This is a genomic window from Peptostreptococcus canis (assembly GCF_014229965.1).
GTDB lineage: Bacteria > Bacillota > Clostridia > Peptostreptococcales > Peptostreptococcaceae > Peptostreptococcus > Peptostreptococcus canis.
Genome location: NZ_JABGBW010000002.1, coordinates 479,044 through 498,438, shown reverse-complemented (window position 1 = coordinate 498,438; position 19,395 = coordinate 479,044). Strand labels below are relative to the sequence as shown.

15 protein-coding genes are annotated in these 19,395 nt (G+C 32.3%); 12 read left to right on the top strand and 3 right to left on the bottom strand.

The window, feature by feature from the left end:
• Positions 1 to 11: 11 nt before the first annotated feature.
• From rsxA to HLB29_RS05185, 12 genes are all read left to right on the top strand, one after another.
• Complete coding sequence (gene rsxA / locus HLB29_RS05240) at positions 12 to 587, top strand: electron transport complex subunit RsxA (protein ID WP_185624091.1); 576 nt, start codon at positions 12 to 14, stop codon at positions 585 to 587.
• A 15-nt stretch (positions 588 to 602) separates the two neighbouring features.
• Positions 603 to 1,499, top strand: coding sequence for an RnfABCDGE type electron transport complex subunit B (gene rnfB, locus HLB29_RS05235; protein WP_185624090.1), 897 nt, complete (start codon positions 603 to 605; stop codon positions 1,497 to 1,499).
• Positions 1,500 to 1,651: 152 nt separating this feature from the next.
• Entirely contained in the window at positions 1,652 to 2,311 is a 660-nt protein-coding gene (gene radC, locus HLB29_RS05230) for a RadC family protein (protein ID WP_279287995.1), read from the top strand.
• A gap of 278 nt (positions 2,312 to 2,589) precedes the next feature.
• On the top strand, positions 2,590 to 3,639 hold the full coding sequence (gene mreB / locus HLB29_RS05225; protein WP_185624088.1) for a rod shape-determining protein: 1,050 nt from the start codon (positions 2,590 to 2,592) through the stop codon (positions 3,637 to 3,639).
• A 12-nt stretch (positions 3,640 to 3,651) separates the two neighbouring features.
• Entirely contained in the window at positions 3,652 to 4,533 is an 882-nt protein-coding gene (mreC, locus tag HLB29_RS05220) for a rod shape-determining protein MreC (RefSeq protein ID WP_185624087.1), read from the top strand.
• 11 nt (positions 4,534 to 4,544) lie between these two features.
• The gene (mreD, locus tag HLB29_RS05215; RefSeq protein ID WP_185624086.1) at positions 4,545 to 5,030 is read left to right on the top strand and encodes a rod shape-determining protein MreD; all 486 of its coding nucleotides are present in this window, start codon (positions 4,545 to 4,547) and stop codon (positions 5,028 to 5,030) included.
• Between the two features lie 10 nt (positions 5,031 to 5,040).
• Positions 5,041 to 8,097 carry a penicillin-binding transpeptidase domain-containing protein gene (locus HLB29_RS05210; protein ID WP_185624085.1) on the top strand — a complete coding sequence of 1,019 codons (3,057 nt, stop codon included), beginning with the start codon at positions 5,041 to 5,043 and terminating at the stop codon, positions 8,095 to 8,097.
• A gap of 20 nt (positions 8,098 to 8,117) precedes the next feature.
• Positions 8,118 to 9,176 carry a septum site-determining protein MinC gene (locus tag HLB29_RS05205; RefSeq protein WP_185624084.1) on the top strand — a complete coding sequence of 353 codons (1,059 nt, stop codon included), beginning with the start codon at positions 8,118 to 8,120 and terminating at the stop codon, positions 9,174 to 9,176.
• Positions 9,157 to 10,278 carry a rod shape-determining protein RodA gene (gene rodA / locus HLB29_RS05200; protein WP_185624143.1) on the top strand — a complete coding sequence of 374 codons (1,122 nt, stop codon included), beginning with the start codon at positions 9,157 to 9,159 and terminating at the stop codon, positions 10,276 to 10,278. The genes HLB29_RS05205 and rodA overlap by 20 nt, the downstream gene beginning before the upstream one ends.
• Before the next feature lie 146 nt (positions 10,279 to 10,424).
• Positions 10,425 to 12,284, top strand: coding sequence for a TIGR03960 family B12-binding radical SAM protein (locus tag HLB29_RS05195; protein WP_185624083.1), 1,860 nt, complete (start codon positions 10,425 to 10,427; stop codon positions 12,282 to 12,284).
• A complete protein-coding gene (locus tag HLB29_RS05190) occupies positions 12,284 to 12,982 on the top strand; it encodes a TIGR03936 family radical SAM-associated protein (RefSeq protein ID WP_185624082.1) in 699 nt (232 codons plus the stop codon). The genes HLB29_RS05195 and HLB29_RS05190 overlap by 1 nt, the downstream gene beginning before the upstream one ends.
• An 18-nt stretch (positions 12,983 to 13,000) precedes the next feature.
• Positions 13,001 to 14,395 (top strand): ribonuclease E/G, encoded by a 1,395-nt coding sequence (locus tag HLB29_RS05185; protein WP_185624081.1) that lies wholly within the window; start codon positions 13,001 to 13,003, stop codon positions 14,393 to 14,395.
• A gap of 290 nt (positions 14,396 to 14,685) precedes the next feature.
• On the opposite strand, the gene HLB29_RS05180 is transcribed toward HLB29_RS05185, so the two are convergent.
• The 3 genes from HLB29_RS05180 to HLB29_RS05170 form a co-directional block, all read right to left on the bottom strand.
• The gene (locus HLB29_RS05180) at positions 14,686 to 16,458 is read right to left on the bottom strand and encodes a [FeFe] hydrogenase, group A (RefSeq protein WP_185624080.1); all 1,773 of its coding nucleotides are present in this window, start codon (positions 16,456 to 16,458) and stop codon (positions 14,686 to 14,688) included.
• The gene (locus HLB29_RS05175) at positions 16,452 to 18,287 is read right to left on the bottom strand and encodes an NAD(P)-binding protein (protein WP_185624079.1); all 1,836 of its coding nucleotides are present in this window, start codon (positions 18,285 to 18,287) and stop codon (positions 16,452 to 16,454) included. The genes HLB29_RS05180 and HLB29_RS05175 overlap by 7 nt, the downstream gene beginning before the upstream one ends.
• A 186-nt stretch (positions 18,288 to 18,473) precedes the next feature.
• A complete protein-coding gene (locus HLB29_RS05170; RefSeq protein ID WP_185624142.1) occupies positions 18,474 to 19,391 on the bottom strand; it encodes a ribonuclease Z in 918 nt (305 codons plus the stop codon).
• Positions 19,392 to 19,395: the final 4 nt, after the last annotated feature.

Genomic DNA, 19,395 nt, shown 5'->3' with positions numbered 1-19,395 from the left:
GGGTGTAGAGATTGAAACTAATACTATTATTCTTATATATAGTGCTTGTCAATAACGTAATAACTTCTCAATTCCTTGGTATTTGTCCTTTCTTGGGTGTTTCTAAGAAAACTGACACTGCCATAGGTATGGGAGTTGCAGTTACTTTTGTTATTGCATTAGCATCAATAATAACATATTTTATACAGATAATTTTAGTGCAATTTAAAATTGAGTATTTACAGACTATAGCTTTTATACTTGTTATAGCCTCTATAGTTCAGTTTGTTGAAATGGTAATAAAGAAGACTTCACCGTCTTTATATCAGGCACTTGGTGTTTTCTTACCGCTTATAACAACTAACTGTGCGGTTTTAGGTATAGCAATAGTTAATATAACAAAAGAATATAACATTATAGAAACTTTGATAAACGGTATAGGTGCCGGAATAGGTTTCACATTAGCGATAGTAATATTCGCCGGAATCAGAGAAAGACTTGAATTGGCTGATGTCCAGGAAGCGTTTGAAGGTTTCCCAATAACATTAATTTCAGCAAGTTTGATGTCAATTGCTTTCTTGGGATTCACAGGATTAATAAAATTATAGGGGAGGTACTAAAGAATGCTTATTGTATATGCGGTAGTTGTACTCGGAGTACTAGGTTTAATCTTTGGTCTGATCCTAGACTTTGCTTCTAAAAAGTTTGCGGTTGAAGTGGATGAAAAAGAAGCTGAAATTTTGGAAGCTTTACCAGGAGCTAACTGTGGTGGTTGTGGTTTCCCGGGTTGTGCCGGGCTTGCTGCTGCAATAGCAAGTGGTGCTGCACCTGTAAATGGTTGTCCGGTAGGTGGTGCTGCAACTGCTGAAAAGGTTGCGGCAATCATGGGTGTCGAAGCTGGTTCAGGTGAAAAGATAGTGGCAAATGTAAGATGTAAAGGTACATGTGATGCTACGAAAGAAAAATACGAGTACAGTGGTATTGAAGATTGTAGAGCAGCTGCAGTTTTGATAGGTGGACCAAAAGGATGTTCATATGGATGTTTGGGTCTTGGAACTTGTGTTCAAGTTTGTGCATTTGATGCTATTCATGTTGTGGATGGAGTTGCAGTTGTGGATGAGGAAAAATGTGTCAACTGTGGTAAATGTATAGATATTTGTCCGAAAGGATTGATTGAACGCAAGCCGGCAAATAAGGCTGTCACTGTTCAATGTAAGTCAAATGACTTTGGTAAAGCTGTTAAAGATAATTGTTCAGTAGGATGTATAGGTTGTGGAATCTGTGTTAAGGAATGTCCGTTTGATGCTATTATTTTTGAAAATAAATTAGCACAAATAGATTATGATAAATGTAAGCAGTGTAACAAATGCGCCATGAAGTGTCCTACTAAGGTAATAAAACCAAAAGAAAGAAAGAAACCTGCTGTTGCTCCAAAGCCGGCTGCACCTGCAAAACCTGCAGAAGCTAAGGCTGAAGAAAAACCGGCAGAGGTAAAAGTTGAAGATAAAACAGAAGCTTAACTAATATTAATTGAGTTGTTATAAATGAAAATTTATGACAACTCTTTTTTTATGTAAATATGGTAAATGATGTTGCGAATAAAAATAAAAAAGTCGATATACTTATATAAAGTGGAAAAGGGGGTATCGATTTGAATCTAAAAATACGAGAAATGAATATTGATGAGAAACCAAGAGAAAAACTGCTTAAGAGAGGGGTAAAATCACTTTCGAATTCGGAATTAATAGCTATATTAATTAGAATAGGCAATAAAAATGATAATGCTATTACACTCAGTTCAAAACTTTTAAAAAATACATCAAATGGAATTAGAGGGCTGAGGGAAATGAGCATAGAGGAAATGTGTGGATTTGAGGGAATAGGTGTATCAAAGGCAACTATAATTAAAGCGGCTATAGAGCTGGGAGAGAGAATATCGGATTATAGGCCAAATAAGTATAAGATAAGTAATCCATGGGACGTGTATTTATACTATATGGAAGAATTAAGATATTTGAAAAAAGAAGTATTTAAAGTTATTCTTTTAAACACAAAAAATGAAATAATAACCGATATCAATGTTTCAATAGGGACTTTAAATTCATCAATAGTTCATCCGAGGGAAGTATTTGTGGATGCAATTAAAAAAAGTGCAAATTCCGTGATATTAATGCATAATCATCCGTCCGGAGATCCGTTTCCATCTGCTGAGGATATAAACATTACAAAAAGATTAAAAAAAAGCGGTGACATAATAGGGATTGAAGTTTTGGATCATATTATAATTGGAGATGGTATATACTATAGCTTGAAAGAAAAAGGCGATTTTTAACCGTATAAAAACTCATAGTGAAATATTATATATATAATATTTGCAACCATATATTTTGGAAAAGTTTATAAGCAATGATGAAATAAGAACAAAAAAAATAAAAATATTAACAGAAGTGAAAACACTTATATATGTAATAATGTTATTAGATATGATATACTATATAGGAATAGTAAATATTAAAATAAGGTTCATATTATAATATACTTATAAGTTGATAATTTTAAGTATATTTATAAGTGGATGATTGAATAAATTAAAAAATTTTGGAGGTAGCTATGGGTTTTTTTAGTAAGTTTTTTGGTTCAAATATTAATAATATTATTACAAATGATATGGGAATAGATTTAGGTACAGCCAATACTCTTGTGTATATTAAAGGTCAAGGTATTGTAGTGAATGAGCCGTCTGTAGTAGCTATTAGGGAGGACAATAATGAAATTTTGGCTGTGGGACAGGCAGCTAGGGATATGCTGGGAAGAACTCCTGAAAATATAATAGCAATTAAACCGGTTAAAGAGGGGGTAATATCCGATTTTGAGGCTACTCAGGCAATGATGAGTTATTTTATTCAAAAAGGTTCTAAGGGGGTTGTCAGCCCTAGAATAGTGATTTGTGTACCTTATGGAATTACTAAAGTTGAAAAGAAAGCAATAGAAGAGGCGGCAATACAGGCAGGGGGAAGAGAAGTTTATATTCTTGAAGAACCTATGGCAGCTGCGATTGGTGCCGGACTTAATGTCAATGATCCTGAAGGGAACTTAATTGTAGATATAGGTGGTGGGACTTCCGAAATAGCAGTTATTTCACTTGGGGGTGTAGTCGTTGCAAACTCAGTGAGAATTGCAGGAGATGAGTTTGATACTGCGATTGAAAATTTTGTAAGATCCGAGTATAACATTGTTATAGGTTCAAGAACTGCGGAAAATATTAAATTGTCTATTGGTTCAGCTTATCCGTCGGAGCAAGAATTAGAAATGGTGGTAAGTGGTAGAGATATATTGACAGGACTTCCAAGGACCATAACTATTGGTTCGACAGAAGTTAGGGAAGCTTTAAGAGAGCCTATTAATGAAGTCATAGAAACGATTAGAACAACACTTGAACAAACACCTCCGGAGCTTGCATCTGATATTATGGATAAAGGAATTGTATTGACTGGTGGAGGCTCATTATTAAATGGCTTTGATAAGCGTATTGAGGCTGAAACTTCACTTAAAGTTACCATAGCGGAAAATCCATTGCACTGTGTTGCTATAGGCGCAGGAAAATCAATAGAAAATGATAAGATATTTCATAGCATTGTTAAAATGAATTCAGAAAGTTAGTTGGTGATTTGGTTGAAACTTAGTAAAAATAACAGACCAAGATTTACTGTAAAGGGGGCAATAGCCACTGGAGTTGTGATAGCTATTGCAGTAATTACCATTAATTCATTTGCAAATGGTGGAAGTGTCGAAGTTCTTGAAAAAGTGAATCCATCCGCTCCATTTTATGGAATAGGTAAGCATCTAAATAATGTTGTTACGGGGATTGGTGGTTTTTTTGAGGATATAGTAAATTTTCGCTCTAATTCAAATAAGGTGAAAGAATTAACTGATGAAAATAAAAGACTAAGGCAGGAAATAATAGATTTAAAGGGTGATGAAAGTAGACATGATTCACTTGATAGACTGAAAAAATCTTTGAACTATATTGATGGAAATCAAAGGAACGAACTTGTATCCGCCAGTATCATAGGAAAAAATGATGGGGATTGGTATAAAAGCTTTATAGTCGAGGCAGGTTCTGATAGGGGTATTACAAAGAATAGTATAGTTATAAATGGAGATGGAGTAGTTGGAATAATTTATGAAGTGGGAAGCAAGTATTCTAAGGCCATTTCGTTGGTTGATTCCAGGGCATCTGTCAGTTTTAAAATATCCGGAAAAGAGAATGAAAAAGGAGTTATTACTACATCCTCGGCAGTTGGTGTTTCAGATTTAAAGGATATTGATAAATTGCTGCAAGGCTATTTATTTGATGTAAAATCAAAAGTCAAAGTTGGTGATTTGGTTGTTACATCAGGGCTTGGATTTTATCCGGAAAATATACCGGTGGGAAAAGTAAGTAAAGTTATTTATGATAAAAATAAATCTATGAAATTTGTAAAGATAAGACCAAATGTAGATTTCAAAAAATTGGATGAGGTAAGTATAATTCCTCCTAGAAAAATAGAATAGGGGGGGACTATATGAAGAATTTTATACTTTTTTTGATAGGGATATTGGTGATTTTTATAGAAACCTTTTTTACAAACTATATTAGTGTGTATGTAAGTGTTAATTTGTTGCTGATATACTGTATATTTATATCTTTATATTTAGACAAAAGTTCAGCGTTAATATTAGTGGGAATAGTTGGGTTGATGAGTGATTTAATCTCCGGTGGAATAACCGGACTTACACCTTTGCTATTCCTTGTAATATCTTATTTTATTTTTAATATAGAAAAGTCTATATTCAAGGATAATAGGCTTATAGTCAGTTTGCTGGTGTTTGTGATAAGTATAGTGTATTCTATAATCAATGCTGTAGTATCAGCCATATTTTTTGTACCGACACCATTAGTTGTTGCATTTTTTAAAGCAATCTTTTTAATTCCAATTGTTAATACCATGATTGCTTTTATATTATTTACATTGTTTCAAGACAAACTGATTAATCTTAGAGAAGAATAGTGGTGAAGAAATGAAGAAAAATACAGTTATGAAATCGAGATTAAACAGTATAAATAAAATACTGCTGGTTATTTTGGCGATTTTCGTAGGTAAAATTTTGTATATGACTACTATAAAGTACTCCTACTATTCAGAACTTGCCAATCAAAAAACCTTTAAAAGGATTTTGGTTCAGGCACCAAGGGGGGAAATTAAAGACAGAAACGGTGTATTATTGGCCGGAAACGAACCTCAATTTACAGTACAAATAGTAGGGGATACATTTAATAAAATTGGTAAAGACAATAAGCAAGAAGCAAATAAAATTGCTTATTCAATAATAAAGATATTAGAAAAAAATAATGAGAAATATACGGATGAATTTCCTATTGTGATAGAAAATGGAAATTATTATTTTACATATGATAAAAAAATAGAGGATTTCAAAAAAGAAAATGGAATACCTTCTAATTATACGCCTAAGCAGTGTTTTTATTATGTGGTAGATTCTTTAATCAAAAATCAAGTTCTTTCTCTTTCAGATAGAAACTTGGAACCAATAGATTTGCAGGCTAAATTAAACTCTTTAGGGTATTATCCTCCAATTTTGGTAAAAGACTGGAAATTCACTCAAGAAAAAGAGAAAAACGACTGGCTAGAAAGTTACAAGTTGAAAGATAATAAAACCGATGTAAGTGCTAAAGTTGCGTTTGAAAAAATAAGAGATGAATATTATAACATTAGTAGAGGAATTTCTAATAATGAAGCGAGAAAAATAATGTTGGTAAGAGATATGATAAAATCTAAGATATATACTCAATATAGTCCTGTGACTTTAGCAAAGGGAATTAGCAAGGATACTGTAGCACAAATAGAGGAAAATTCAATGAATTTATCAGGAGTATCCGTTGCAATTGAACAAAAAAGAGTATATCCATCGCAAAATTTGGCTTCACATGTTCTAGGATATGTAGGGAAAATACCTTCTTCAAAAGTTGAGGATTTGTCTAAATATGGATATAGTCAGGACGATTTGATAGGGCTTTCGGGAATAGAACGCAGTTATGAAAAGAAATTGAAAGGAAAAGCCGGATATAAAGAGGTTAAAGTCGATAGCGTCGGCAGGGTTATAGAAGAGATGAAGTCAGTTGATCCGGTATCCGGTGGAAGTGTTTATTTAACTATAGATAGCAAGTTGCAAAAAGTTGCTGAAAAATCTCTTGAAGAAGCTATTAATTCCGCAAGAAGCGGAAATAGTTTTAAAAGTCAGTTCGGAAATATAAATATTAAAGAACATGCTCCTAAGGCAAGATCCGGTGCCGTAATAGCCATTGATGTAAATAGTGGAGATGTACTTGCTATGTCAAGTTTTCCTAATTATGATCCAAATAAATTTGCAAGTGGAATTACATCAGAAGAATATAATAACTATCTTCCAAAAAATTCAAATGACCTATTAGCTCCAAATCCTTTGTTAAATTTGGCGACGCAAGGGGCATTTCAACCGGGTTCTACCTTTAAATTAATAACTGCTATGGCAGCTTTGGATTCCGGCTTGAATCCTAATTATACTATTAATGATCCCGGAGTTATCAGGATGGGAAATAGAAATTTTGCAGACTATATATGGCATCATGGTGGAAAAAACCATGGCGTGGAAAATTTATATAAAGCGATTCAGGAGTCTTGTAATGTCTATTTTTATGTAATAGGTAGTGACAGAAATTGGATGACTGGAGAAAACCTTCACTTGGGTATGGGCTCAAAGAAAATACTTGAATATGCCAAAAAGTTTGGGCTAGATGAAGGTACAGGGCTGGAGAGTCAATTAGAGGAAAGAAATGGAAAAGTTCCTAGTGAAGAATTAAAGATAGAAAAGACAAAAATCCAATTGAAGATAGCTCTTGACAGAACGATGAGATTTCATTTTAATGGTATAGACTATACAAAAGATAGAGATGAGTTTGAAGCCAAGATTGATGAAATCGTAAGTTGGATTGATGAAAAAGATATTCCGGGCAGAATAGAAACCATAAAGAGACTGAAGAAAATAGGTGTCAAAGAGGAATATGCTGAATCAGATGCCGATTATATAGTCTATAGTTACTTCAATTTTGCTAAATGGAGAGTAGGAGATACTTTTAACCTTGCTATTGGACAAGGAGAAAATGCATATAATCCGGCTCAAATAGTCAGATATGTATCTGCAATTGCAAATGGTGGATATTTGGTAAATCTAAATGTGGTAAATAAGGTAGAATCAAATAATGGAAAAATAAGTGAAGAGTCTAAGAGAAAACTTGAGAAAATTAAATTTAAAAATGATAAAAACCTTGAGGAATTAAAAATAGGTATGGTTAGAGTTTCTGAAATAGGTCTTGCAAAAGATATGTTTGGAAATTTTCCAATAAAAGTGGCATCAAAAACAGGTACTGCGGAAAAAAATGGTAAAATACCTAGTAACAACGAATTTGAATATTTAAAATCACATTTATCTTCTTATTCAGTGGAAAGAAAAGAAGTAATGAAGAGGTATGAACAGTTAAAATCCGAGAAGGAGTTAGAATTGACCAATGAAAAAATAAAGGAAGTCAAGAAAAAGATTTTAGATCCGGATATATCTAAAGAAGAGAAAAAAAAGCTTAAGTTAGATCTTGAAAATGGAATAAAAGTAAAGCTTGAAAAATCGGATAAAGTAAATTCTTTTTATTTGAGAAAAGCTATAAAACAACTTAATTCCAAAATTACGGATAAGGATATAGATAGATTTAAAGCTGATTATGGTTCCTTTGCATGGTGTATAGCGTTTGCACCTGCTGATAATCCTAAAATAGCAGTAGCTTGTATGATTCCACAAGGAGAAACAAGCTCATATGCTGTATTACCGATTAGAGAAATTATGGGACAGTATTTTGGTCTGATTGATGAAAATAAAAAAGAAGATGAAACTAATAATAGATTAAAAAATAAGAAAGATAATTCAAGAGAAACTATGGATAATAGTGAAAAAAATGAAGATAATAACTCGATAAATCAAAATAGAAATTCTGGTAGTTCAGATGAGTTGGGGATTGTCGATATTGATTAACATATCGGGAGGTGACAATAATGATAAAAACAAAAATCGAAGAGATAGAATTTAAAGGAACCGGTAAAGGTCTAGTTCTATATATTAATAAAGAGATTAGTATAGAGTCTATTTTTGATTTAATTTCTTCAAAAGTATTGTCATCTCCCGGTTTTTTTATTGGAGGTATTTTAACTGAAATAGTAAGTGATTATATATCTCCATATCAGAAAAATTTAATTGTGGAATATTTATCGGATAACTATAATATGAAATTTATCGGAGTAGATGAATTTCACTTCAATGAATTGATGAAACAAAAGGAATATAGGGGTGCAACGGCTTTATTTAAAGCTGTACGAACTTTATATGTAATGGATATATCTGAAGGTGAGGAAATTAATTATAACGGTAGTGTAATAATAATGACAACCCTTCCTGCAAATTCTATAGTGAAGGTTTCATGTGATATAATCGTACTTGGAAGCACCGAAAAAGAATCGGCATTAATAGCAGGGGGTAATATTACAGTTACCGGAGAACTTAGAGGGCTTGCATATGCGGGTGCTTATGGAAATGATAGTGCATGTATAATAGCCAGAAGGATAAATTCACCAAGAATAGCAATATTTGATTGTGAGTCGGAATATGTTGTAAGTCAAAGAAATACCACTATGAATAATCCAGAGATAGCCTATATAGACGAACATAAACATATAGTTATTTCACAAAAAAAAGAAGTATTATTTAGATATTCTCCGGAAAGCATAAAAGATACAAGTTATGGTGCTTTTGATTTGTCAGAACAGGGAGTTATGATGGAAAAGAATGAATCAGTTTCTGATTACTATTATGATCGCATAGAAAAGGATGACGATGATGAATATTATGATGACTACGATGTTGGAGATTTTTCAGAAGGTTGTTATGATGAAAATTATCATAATAAAATTGGAGATGCTATAGAGGAAAAAATTGGGAAATATGATTCGGATAAGATAAATATAAAAAATATGAAAGATAGCAAATTAGTAAATAAATTAAAAGATTTGTTTTTAGAGGACGTAGATAATGTTGAAGATGAAGAAAATAGATTATAAGAAAAAAATAAGAGTAATCAAAAACGTAGATTGGAAACTTATTTCAATAATCTTAGTAATTTTCTTATTTGGACTTCTCATATTAAGTAGTGCAACACATGCAAATGTAACGGGAGATTATACTCAGATTTATAAGCAAATTCTGGCTTTCTTTTTGGGAACAATTTTGGTAATAGTGTTGTTATTATTTGATTATGACAGCATTGGTAAATATTATAAACAATTATATGTATTCAGTATTATTTTACTGGCAATTGTCTTGATTCCGGGAATTGGAGATCAGCAGTTTGGTGCAAGGTCTTGGATAAAAATAGGCAAATTTAACCTACAGACATCCGAGATAGTAAAGACTACTTTTATAATGAGTTATGCAAAAATAGTAGATAAGAATAAAGAAAATATAGGTGATATAAAGACCCTTGGAAAATTGATACTTTATGCATTTCCTTTTATCGCACTTTTATTATTACAACCGGATTTAGGAACTGCAGTGGTGTTTATGAGCATTATCTTTTTCATGTTATTTACAGCCGGAATAGATAAAAAAGTATTGAGAAATGTAATAATCACATTGATAATACTTGCTCCAATAATGTATATTTTTATGGCACCACATCAAAAAATTAGAATTGTCAATTTTTTTAATCCTGAAGCCAGTAGTAATTATCATGTGTTACAATCAATGATAGCAATTGGTTCAGGGGGATTTTTTGGAAAAGGATTATATAATGGATCGCAAAATCAAGAAAATTTCCTTCCCGTTGGAGATTCGGATTTTATTTTTGCTGTTATAGGTGAGGAATTGGGTGTATTAGGGATGTTTTTTGTAATAATTCTTTTTACATTGTTAATTACAAGGTTATTGATGATAGCGAAAAAATCTAAAAATTCATATGGTACCTTTATTATTGTTGGAATTACAGGTATGTTCACATATCAAATGATACAAAATATAGGTATGACGATTGGGCTTATGCCGGTTACGGGACTTACGCTTCCGTTTGTAAGTTATGGAGGAAGCTCAATATTAGCTTCTATGGCTAATATAGGAATTGTGTTAAATGTATATTTGAGAAGGCGGAGGATAAGTCTTTATTCATGATATTAGTTGTGTATTGATGTATTTTTTTGTTTCATCGATACACAGTTATTTTGTAAGCAAAAAAAATATAATAATTTATTGTTTATATGCAATATTTGGTAAAAATTTATATTAATTACTGATAATATAAAATTGAGGTGAATCTTTTGAAGAAGGTAGATATAAAAAATATTCTCAAAAAAGTTGAGAAACCGGCAAGATATCTTGGAAACGAATTAAATACTATACACAAAGAGACGGATGTTAAGGGATTAATTAGATATGCTCATTGTTTTCCTGATATATATGAAGTGGGGATGAGTCATTTGGGAAGTCATATATTGTATAATTCCATGAATCTTGAAGAAGGTGTGTTTTGTGAAAGAGTTTATGCTCCGGGAATTGATATGGAAGAAAAAATGAGGGAAAATAATGTGCCTCTTTTTGCATTAGAATCCAGAGAGGTTATTACGAATTTTGACTTTGTAGTATTTTCCTTGTCCTATGAAATGTGCTATACAAATGTGTTAAATATGATGGATTTGGCAAAAATACCACTTTATGCTAAAGATAGGAAAAATAAGGATCCATTTATAATGGTAGGGGGATCATGTACATATAATGTTGAACCACTTGCAGATTTTGTGGATATAGTAGTTTTGGGAGAGGGAGAAGAACTAAATAGAGAAGTAGTAAGGGCATATAAAGAGTGGATTAGTACAAGTCCATATGAAAACGGCAAAACAAGAAAAGATTTTCTTGAAAAAATAGCGGTAATAGAAGGGGTGTATATTCCTTCATTTTATGAATTTGAATACAATGAAGATGGTACAATAAAAAAACTGAATAAGCTTAATGATATTGCCCCTGATAAACCTAGAAAGAGGATAATAAGGGATATGGATCAGGTGGAATATCCGGAAAAAATAATTGTTCCATATATAGAAACAGTGCATGATAGAGTGGTATTGGAGTTATTTAGAGGATGTACCAGAGGTTGTAGATTTTGTCAGGCTGGAATGATATATAGGCCGATTAGGGAAAAATCAATTGAACGATTGAAAGAGATTGTCGATAAAATGTTGAAAAGTACAGGGTATGATGAAATTTCCCTTTCGTCTTTAAGTACAAGTGATTATTCTAAGATAGACGAAATCACAGATTACCTGGTAAATGAGTATGCACCCCAAAATATAGGGGTATCACTTCCATCCTTGAGATTGGATAATTTTTCGATGGAAATCGCAGAAAAAATACAACAAGTAAGAAAAACGGGTCTTACATTTGCACCGGAAGCAGGAACTCAAAGAATGAGAGATGTGATTAATAAGGGAGTAACTGAAGAGGATTTGAGAAACGCTGTGAGTAAGGCATTTCAAATGGGTTGGAATAGTGTGAAACTATATTTTATGATAGGACTTCCGACAGAACAATATGAAGATTTGGACGGAATCAGAGATTTGGCTTATGAAGTTATAGATATATATAGGGATGTTCACGGTGGCAAAATTAGAGGAAAATTCGGTGTCACAGTGAGTACATCTACTTTTGTACCCAAACCATTTACTCCTTTTCAATGGCATGGTCAGGATACTCAGGAAGAAATCAGGGATAAACAAAGATATCTTGTGGGAAAACTTAGAAATGGGAATATAAAATATAACTATCATGATTCTAAAACAAGCTTATTGGAAGCTATATTTGCACGAGGGGATAGGCGATTATCAGATGTGCTATATGAAGCGTTTAAAAATGGTGCCAAGTTTGACGGATGGTCAGAGCATTTTAATTTAGAGAGATGGATGGATGCAATGGCAAAATTTAATCTCGATCCGGGTTTTTATGCACATAGAAATAGAAATTACGAAGAAATATTCCCTTGGGATCATATCGATGTAGGTGTCAGTAAGGAATTTTTAATTAGAGAAAATGAACTGGCAAAGGTTGATAAGACAACAGATGATTGTAGACATGGATGTAGAGGTTGTGGAATAAATTCCAGTGATATTGGAAGGGGGCTATGTTAATGTCAAAAGTCATGAGAATAAAATTTACAAAATACGGCGACATGATCTATATATCACATTTAGATGTGCAGAGATTATTTCAAAGAGTTTTCAGAAGAGCAGGTATAGAATTAACTTTTTCGCAGGGATTCAATCCTCATCCAAAAATGAGTTATGGAAACGCTCTTGCATTGGGTATTGAAAGTTTTGGAGAATATGTAGATATAGAAATTGAAGATGATATTTCTCCAGATGAATTGATTAAAAGGATAAACAGTGAACTTCCGGACGGAATGGAATTTGTAAAATGTATACAGTTGCAAGGTGGAGAGAAATCACTTGCTGCTAATATTGAATATGGTAAATATGAATTTATAATACCTAATATTAATAAAAATGATTTTGAATTCATTAATGGTAAAATATCTGAGATTATCAATATGGACGAAATATTAGTAAGTAAGAAAAATAAAAAAGGCAAAATTGTAGAGCTAAATATCAGACCGCTAATAATTGATTTAAATGTTATCGGAGTAGATTCTGATAATCTAAGGATAGGAGGTATGCTAGCAACCGGCTCAAAGCAAAATTTGAATACCAACGTATTTATACCGAAGTTGCTTGAATTTTTGAATTTGAAAATCGATCATTTGGATGTTGATATCAAAAGAAACGATCTTTATTTCTATATTGAAGGTAAATTTGAATCGCCAATGTAGGAATGTGAAGGAGGAAATATGAAAAAGTATATTTTAGAAAATTTCGTTAGTTCTAAAAAATTAGTAGTATTAGATGAAGAAGAAATTGAAAAGATAATTATTGAAGAGGAAGATGATAATAAAGAAAAAGTCAATATGATTTTCAAGGGGAAAGTAAAGACAGTTTATAGTACTATGAATTCTGTTTATGTAGACCTGGGGGGAGGATGTATCGGGTATTTAAAAATCGATAAAAATAACAAATACATCCAAGGTGAAAGCGTTATGGTACAAGTATCAAAAGAGGAACTTGGATTAAAAAAGTCTAAATTAAATGATGAGATAAGTATTCGGGGAACGTATCTGGTATATATACCATCTAATACAAGATTGACTTTTTCCAGCAAAATAAATGATACTAGAGAAAAAGAAAGACTGCATAAAATAATGCGAAATATTTCAAAAGATGATCTTGGGTTTATAGTTAGAACAAATGCACAAGGTTGTACAGAAGAAGAGTTGCTTGAAGAAGTAAATTATCTAAAGAAAAAATATAGAGAAATATGCGAAAAATATAATTCAATGAAAGGTGAAGGTTGTATATATAAACCTAATAGTCAAATATTTGAGTATATAAAAGATAATTTAAATGACAAAGTAGAGAGCATAATTTATTCTGTATACTATGAAGATAAAGATAGTGAAAAGTTTGATTCAGAAATAAGAAAAATAGTAAGAGATATTAATCCCGGATTTTTGGAAAAGATATATCGTGAAGAAAATGCGGATGTATTTGAGATATATGGAATTAATTATAGTATGAGAAGATATATAGCCAGAAATGTATCATTAGATTGTGGTGGAAGTTTGATGATTGATAATACAGAAGCCATGACAGTTATAGATGTTAATTCTGGAAGATTTACGGATCATAGTAATTATGAAAGCGGAATTTTTAAGGTAAATATGGAAGCAGCTGGCGAAATTGTAGATCAGATTATTAAAAGGGATATAGGTGGTATTATTATAGTGGACTTTATAGATATGAAAGGAGACTATAATAAAGCAAAAATTATTAGTGAATTGAAGTCTGGTTTTGAAATTGAAGGAAGAAGAACAATCGTACATGGTTTTACAAAGTTAGGGTTGATGGAAATATCCAGAATGAGAAAAAATGGACGCTTGGAATCATATTTCTTTAGGAATCTGGTACATAGATCGACATCTCCTAAAAATTTTATAGATATAGTAGAGCGTGAGATAATTTATGAGCGTTTTCATAGAGGAAAAAAGGAGTATAATTTGAACTTTGAAGCGGAAAGACATCAAGTTTTTGATTTTGATCGAAAAAAAATGGAAAAATTAGCTAAGAAATATCAAATAAAGATAAAATATAAAAATATACTAAATGAATCAAATGAAATTTTTAAATAGTATAGACTTATAGATAATATTTTAAATTTAATATATCAAAAAAGGCTGACACAGAAACCTAGAATTTGCCTTTTACAAATATAAAATTGATTGGAAATAAGTTTTTCCTTTATTTAATTAATTGTAAAAATATAAATTTTTTGTGTCAGCCTTTTTTATTTTGAAATATATTATTAGTTAGAGGAGTACTCTATTCATTAATTTTAAAAAAACAAAGTTGTATATTTAATATTTCACATTAATATTTTTGTCTGTTTTAGTAATGTTGAAAGTTAAAAGTGTATAGTAATTTAATATTCATCATAGTAGTTTTCATCAAACATCATAGTGATTTTAGGAGATAGGGCTATATCCCAATCTTCATGATCTGTATGAAGTAGTTTATGAGCTAATTCAGAATTGGGTTTTTCCAAATAGTCATTATATAATTTTTGAATAGATGGATTTTCATGTGAGTACCTCAAATACATTTTTTTATCTAAGTCATATAGCTTCTGACCTCTAATATATGCCAATTCTTGACCGTCTTTTATTGGTTGTCCGCCACCACCGGAACATCCACCCGGACAGGCCATTATTTCTACAAAATCGTATTTTACTTCTCCTTTTATTAAAGCTTCTATTAGATTTCTTGCATTTCCAAGACCACTGGCTACTGCTACACGTACTTGATTTCCATCTATTGAAAATTTTGATTCTCTCCAGCCATCCTGACCTCGAACTGATTTGAAAGAATCAGGTTCAGGATTTTTACCTGTGACAAAATAGTATGATGATCTTAATGCAGCTTCCATTACACCGCCGGTAGTTCCAAATATTGCTCCGGCACCACTTCCTATGCCAAGAGGATTATCAAAGGATTCTTCTTTTAGCATTGAAAAATCAAGATTTTCCGATTTAATCATTTTTTCTAGTTCTCTAGTCGTTATTACTACATCTACATCCCTATCAGCCCCGCTATCATTTATGCTAGGTATGCCAGCTTCATGCTTTTTAGCTGAACATGGCATTATTGATATACAGAAAATTTTGTCCGGACTGACTTCAAGAAGATCGGCATAATATGATTTTGCTATTGCACCAAACATTTGTTGAGGAGATTTTGATGTAGATAGGTATTTTACCAGTTCGGGGTATTGGGATTTCATAAATCTTACCCAGGCTGGACAACATGATGTGAATAAAGGATATTTCATTCCACCTTTTGAAAATATATCCAAAAATTCATTGGCCTCTTCCATAATAGTTAGATCAGCACTAAAGTTTGTATCAAAAACATAGTCAAAACCGATTTTTTTAAGTGCTGCTACCATCATATTTTGAGTGTCTAATTTTTCATCTACATCCAAAAATTCTGCCCAGGCAGTTCTTACAGCAGGAGCGACTTGAACAACTGTAATTAAATCAGGATTTTCAAGAGCATCATATACTTTTTCGGTGTCATTTCTGACTGTTAAAGCACCTACGGGACAGTGAGTAATACATTGACCACAAAGTGAGCAGTCAGATTGTTCTATTGTTCTATTCCAAGAAACATCGACAGTAGTTCTATATCCACTATTTACTATATCCCATATCCCAAGACTTTGAATTTTATCACATATTTGTATGCATCTCATGCATTTTATACATTTAGAGAAATCTTTTTGAAGAGGGGAGGTTGGGTTCCATTTTCTGTTATCATATTCAACTTTGTAATTCATATCAATTACATTTAAATTATTTGCCATTTCTTGTAAAGAGCAATTTCCACTTCTTACACAAGTAGCACATCTAAAATCGTGTTGTGATAAAATGAGTTGTATGTTTGCTCTTCTAGAGTTTCTAACTTTAGGGCTATTTGTATGAATTACCATACCTTCTTCTACGGTATTATTACAGGATGTAAGAAGTGCTTCTTTGCCATCCACCTCCACAACACATATTCTACATGCCCCAATTTCGTTTAAATCTCTTAGAAAACATAGATTGGGAATATTTATTCCCGCGGATTTTGCTGCATCTATAATTTTAGTTCCTTTTGCAACTTCTATTAATTGATTATCTATAGTTAATTTTACCATATTGATGTTCTACCTCCTCTAAAATTTCCCCAACCGAAATGATCACATCTAAGGCATCTTGAAGCCTCTTGTATTGCTTCTCCTTCAGTAAGTCCCATTTCAATTTCTTTAAAGTTACTTTTTCTTTCATCCGCCGGAACTTCTTTCATATTTGATCTAGCACAAGGCTTCCTATCATCCCAACGTATCCTAGGAAGTTCTATATCTACGCTTATTAAGTGATTAAATCCTAAATATTCATCTATATTTGCTGCTGCGACTTTACCGGCACCTATTGCTTTTATAACAGTAGCAGGCCCTGTCACACAATCACCTCCTGCAAACACGCCGGGTATGTTTTCCACTTCGCTTGAATTAAGGGCTTCTATAATACCTCTTTTTACAGGCATGCCGAATTCTCTAAAATGTTTTGACTCTATGTTTTGACCTATAGCAACTATAATATAATCGCATTCAATTCTGACAGGTTCTTCTTTTGCGTCTTTAGGTCTAGGTCTATTAGATTTATCCATCTCACCTAAAATTTGAGGTTGAACCCATAAGGCAGTAGTTTCGTTGTTATCATTAAATTCGATTTCTATTGGTGCCATTTGTGTTTGTAATATACAACCCTCTGCAATCGCTCCCTCAAGTTCCTCTATAAGGCAAGTCATATCATCCTGTCTTCTTCTGTATGCTATAGTTACTTTTTTTGCATTACATCTGACTGTTGTTCTTGCAACATCCATAGCAACATTACCACCACCGATGACAACAACTTTTTTGTCTGTAAAATCAGGATAATTTTCATCACCTATTTTTTTCAGCATCTCAACAGAAGACATTACACCAGTTGAATGTTCTCCTTCAACTCCTAGTTTTTTATCATCATGTGCACCAATTGCAATATATATGGCATCATATTTATCAGCAAGATCTTCTACTTTTATGTCTTTTCCAATCTGCATATTGGTATGCACTTCTACACCAGTTGCAAGTATGGCATCTATATCTTCTTGAAGTCTTTCTCTTGGAAGTCTATAATTGGGTATTCCATATCTAAGCATTCCACCCAATTTATCTTTCTCTTCATAAATTGACACATTATGTCCCATTAGCGATAAATAATATGCCGCACTTAATCCACTTGGACCGCCTCCAACAATGGCGATAGTTTTGCCGGTGTTTTTTTCACATGGCGGAGGTGGTACTATTCCAGCATGATCGCATGCATATTTTTTCATTCCTCTTATATTTAAAGGTGCGTCTATAAGTGTTCTTCTACATCTGGCTTCACAAGGATGTTCACAAACTAATGCACAAGCAGTTGGAAAAGGATTATCTTTTCTTATAAGTCTAATTGCATCCGCATACCTGCCCTCGCCAATAAGTGCGATATATCCAGGAATATCAACGCCAGCAGGACAGAGAGTAACACAAGGAACGGAAATATTTCTATCCATAGAGCATTTAAGTTTTTTAATATGAGATATATAGTCGTCTCTAAAGCCTAAAACACCTTTTAGTATCATAAGAGCTGCTTCTGAACCAATTGCACAGTCAGCTGTATCAATTATTATTCTAGCCGTATTTTCAATTAATTCTAATGTCTTTTCGCTGGCGATTCCATCCAACACTTCTTCCATTAATTCCTGAAGTTTTCCTAAACCAACTCTACAAGGAACACATTTTCCACAAGTTTGTGCGTGACAGAGTTTTAAAAATGCTAATGAAGCCTCAACCGGACAGATTCCGGGAGGACTGGATATAATTCTTCTTTCTATATCTTTATATAATCCTTCTACTACTACTTGAGCAGTATCAGGTGTATTAATATATAATCTACTCATATTACTTTCCCCCTTAAAAACAAATAAATTAGTAAGATTTTGCCATAAAACTAACAATCTCTAAAAATTAATAAAACCCGAATAAATCGGATTAAAAAGAATTTTCTGATTATTCATATAATAGCATATTTTCTAACTTTTTTCATTAGTTTTTGAGAAAAGCTAAAAATATCCCTTAACAAGTTTTTAATCTTGATAAGGGATATTTAAAGAAAATCCATCATAAGCTATTAAAGTATTTTTAAATATTGACGTGGCATTATGTAGAAAAATATTTGGATTATCTATTGATGGAGAAAAGTGTGTTAGTAATAACTTTTTTACACTACCACTTCTGGCAAGGGTGGCTGCCTCTCTAAAAGTCATATGCTTATTTTTTACAGCTTTTGAGATGTCTATTTCATCTCCATACATTGCTTCACATATAAATAGATCACTTTCATATATAAAATCCGGTATAGTTTTAATTGGTCTGGTATCAGTGATAAAGCTAAGTTTTATTCCCTTTCTTTCATTTCCAAGAACCATATCCGGAGTAAAAGTTTGACTTTCTATATGATATGTTTTACCCATTTGAAGATGATTCCATAAGTATTTTGGAACATTATTGGACATGGCTTTATTCATATCGAATATTCTATTTCTTTTAAAATACAAATTATATCCGATGCATTCAATTGAATGCTCAAGGTTTATAGTTTCTATTTCAATTTCTTTAAAAATATCGTCTATAAGTGAAAATTTTCCATATGGATTTTCTATTACTCTAAGTTCATACGGAAGTCCTTCCCAAATTATCATCATTGCAGATATAACTTTTTTTATTCCAACAGGTCCAACTATTGTAAGAGGTGTTCTTTTTTCTGCGTTTCCCATAGTTGAAAGTAGACCTAGCAGACCATTTATATGATCCCCATGTAAGTGAGTAATAAGTATTAAATCAATTCCTTTAAAGCCGCATCCGATTTTTTTCATAGAAATTTGAGTTCCTTCTCCACAATCTATCAGTATTTTCTTTCCTTTGTAATTTAAGAATGCACAGGAACAAAATCTATTTGGGGATGGAACATTTCCACCACTGCCCACGATAATAAGATTTAACACCATT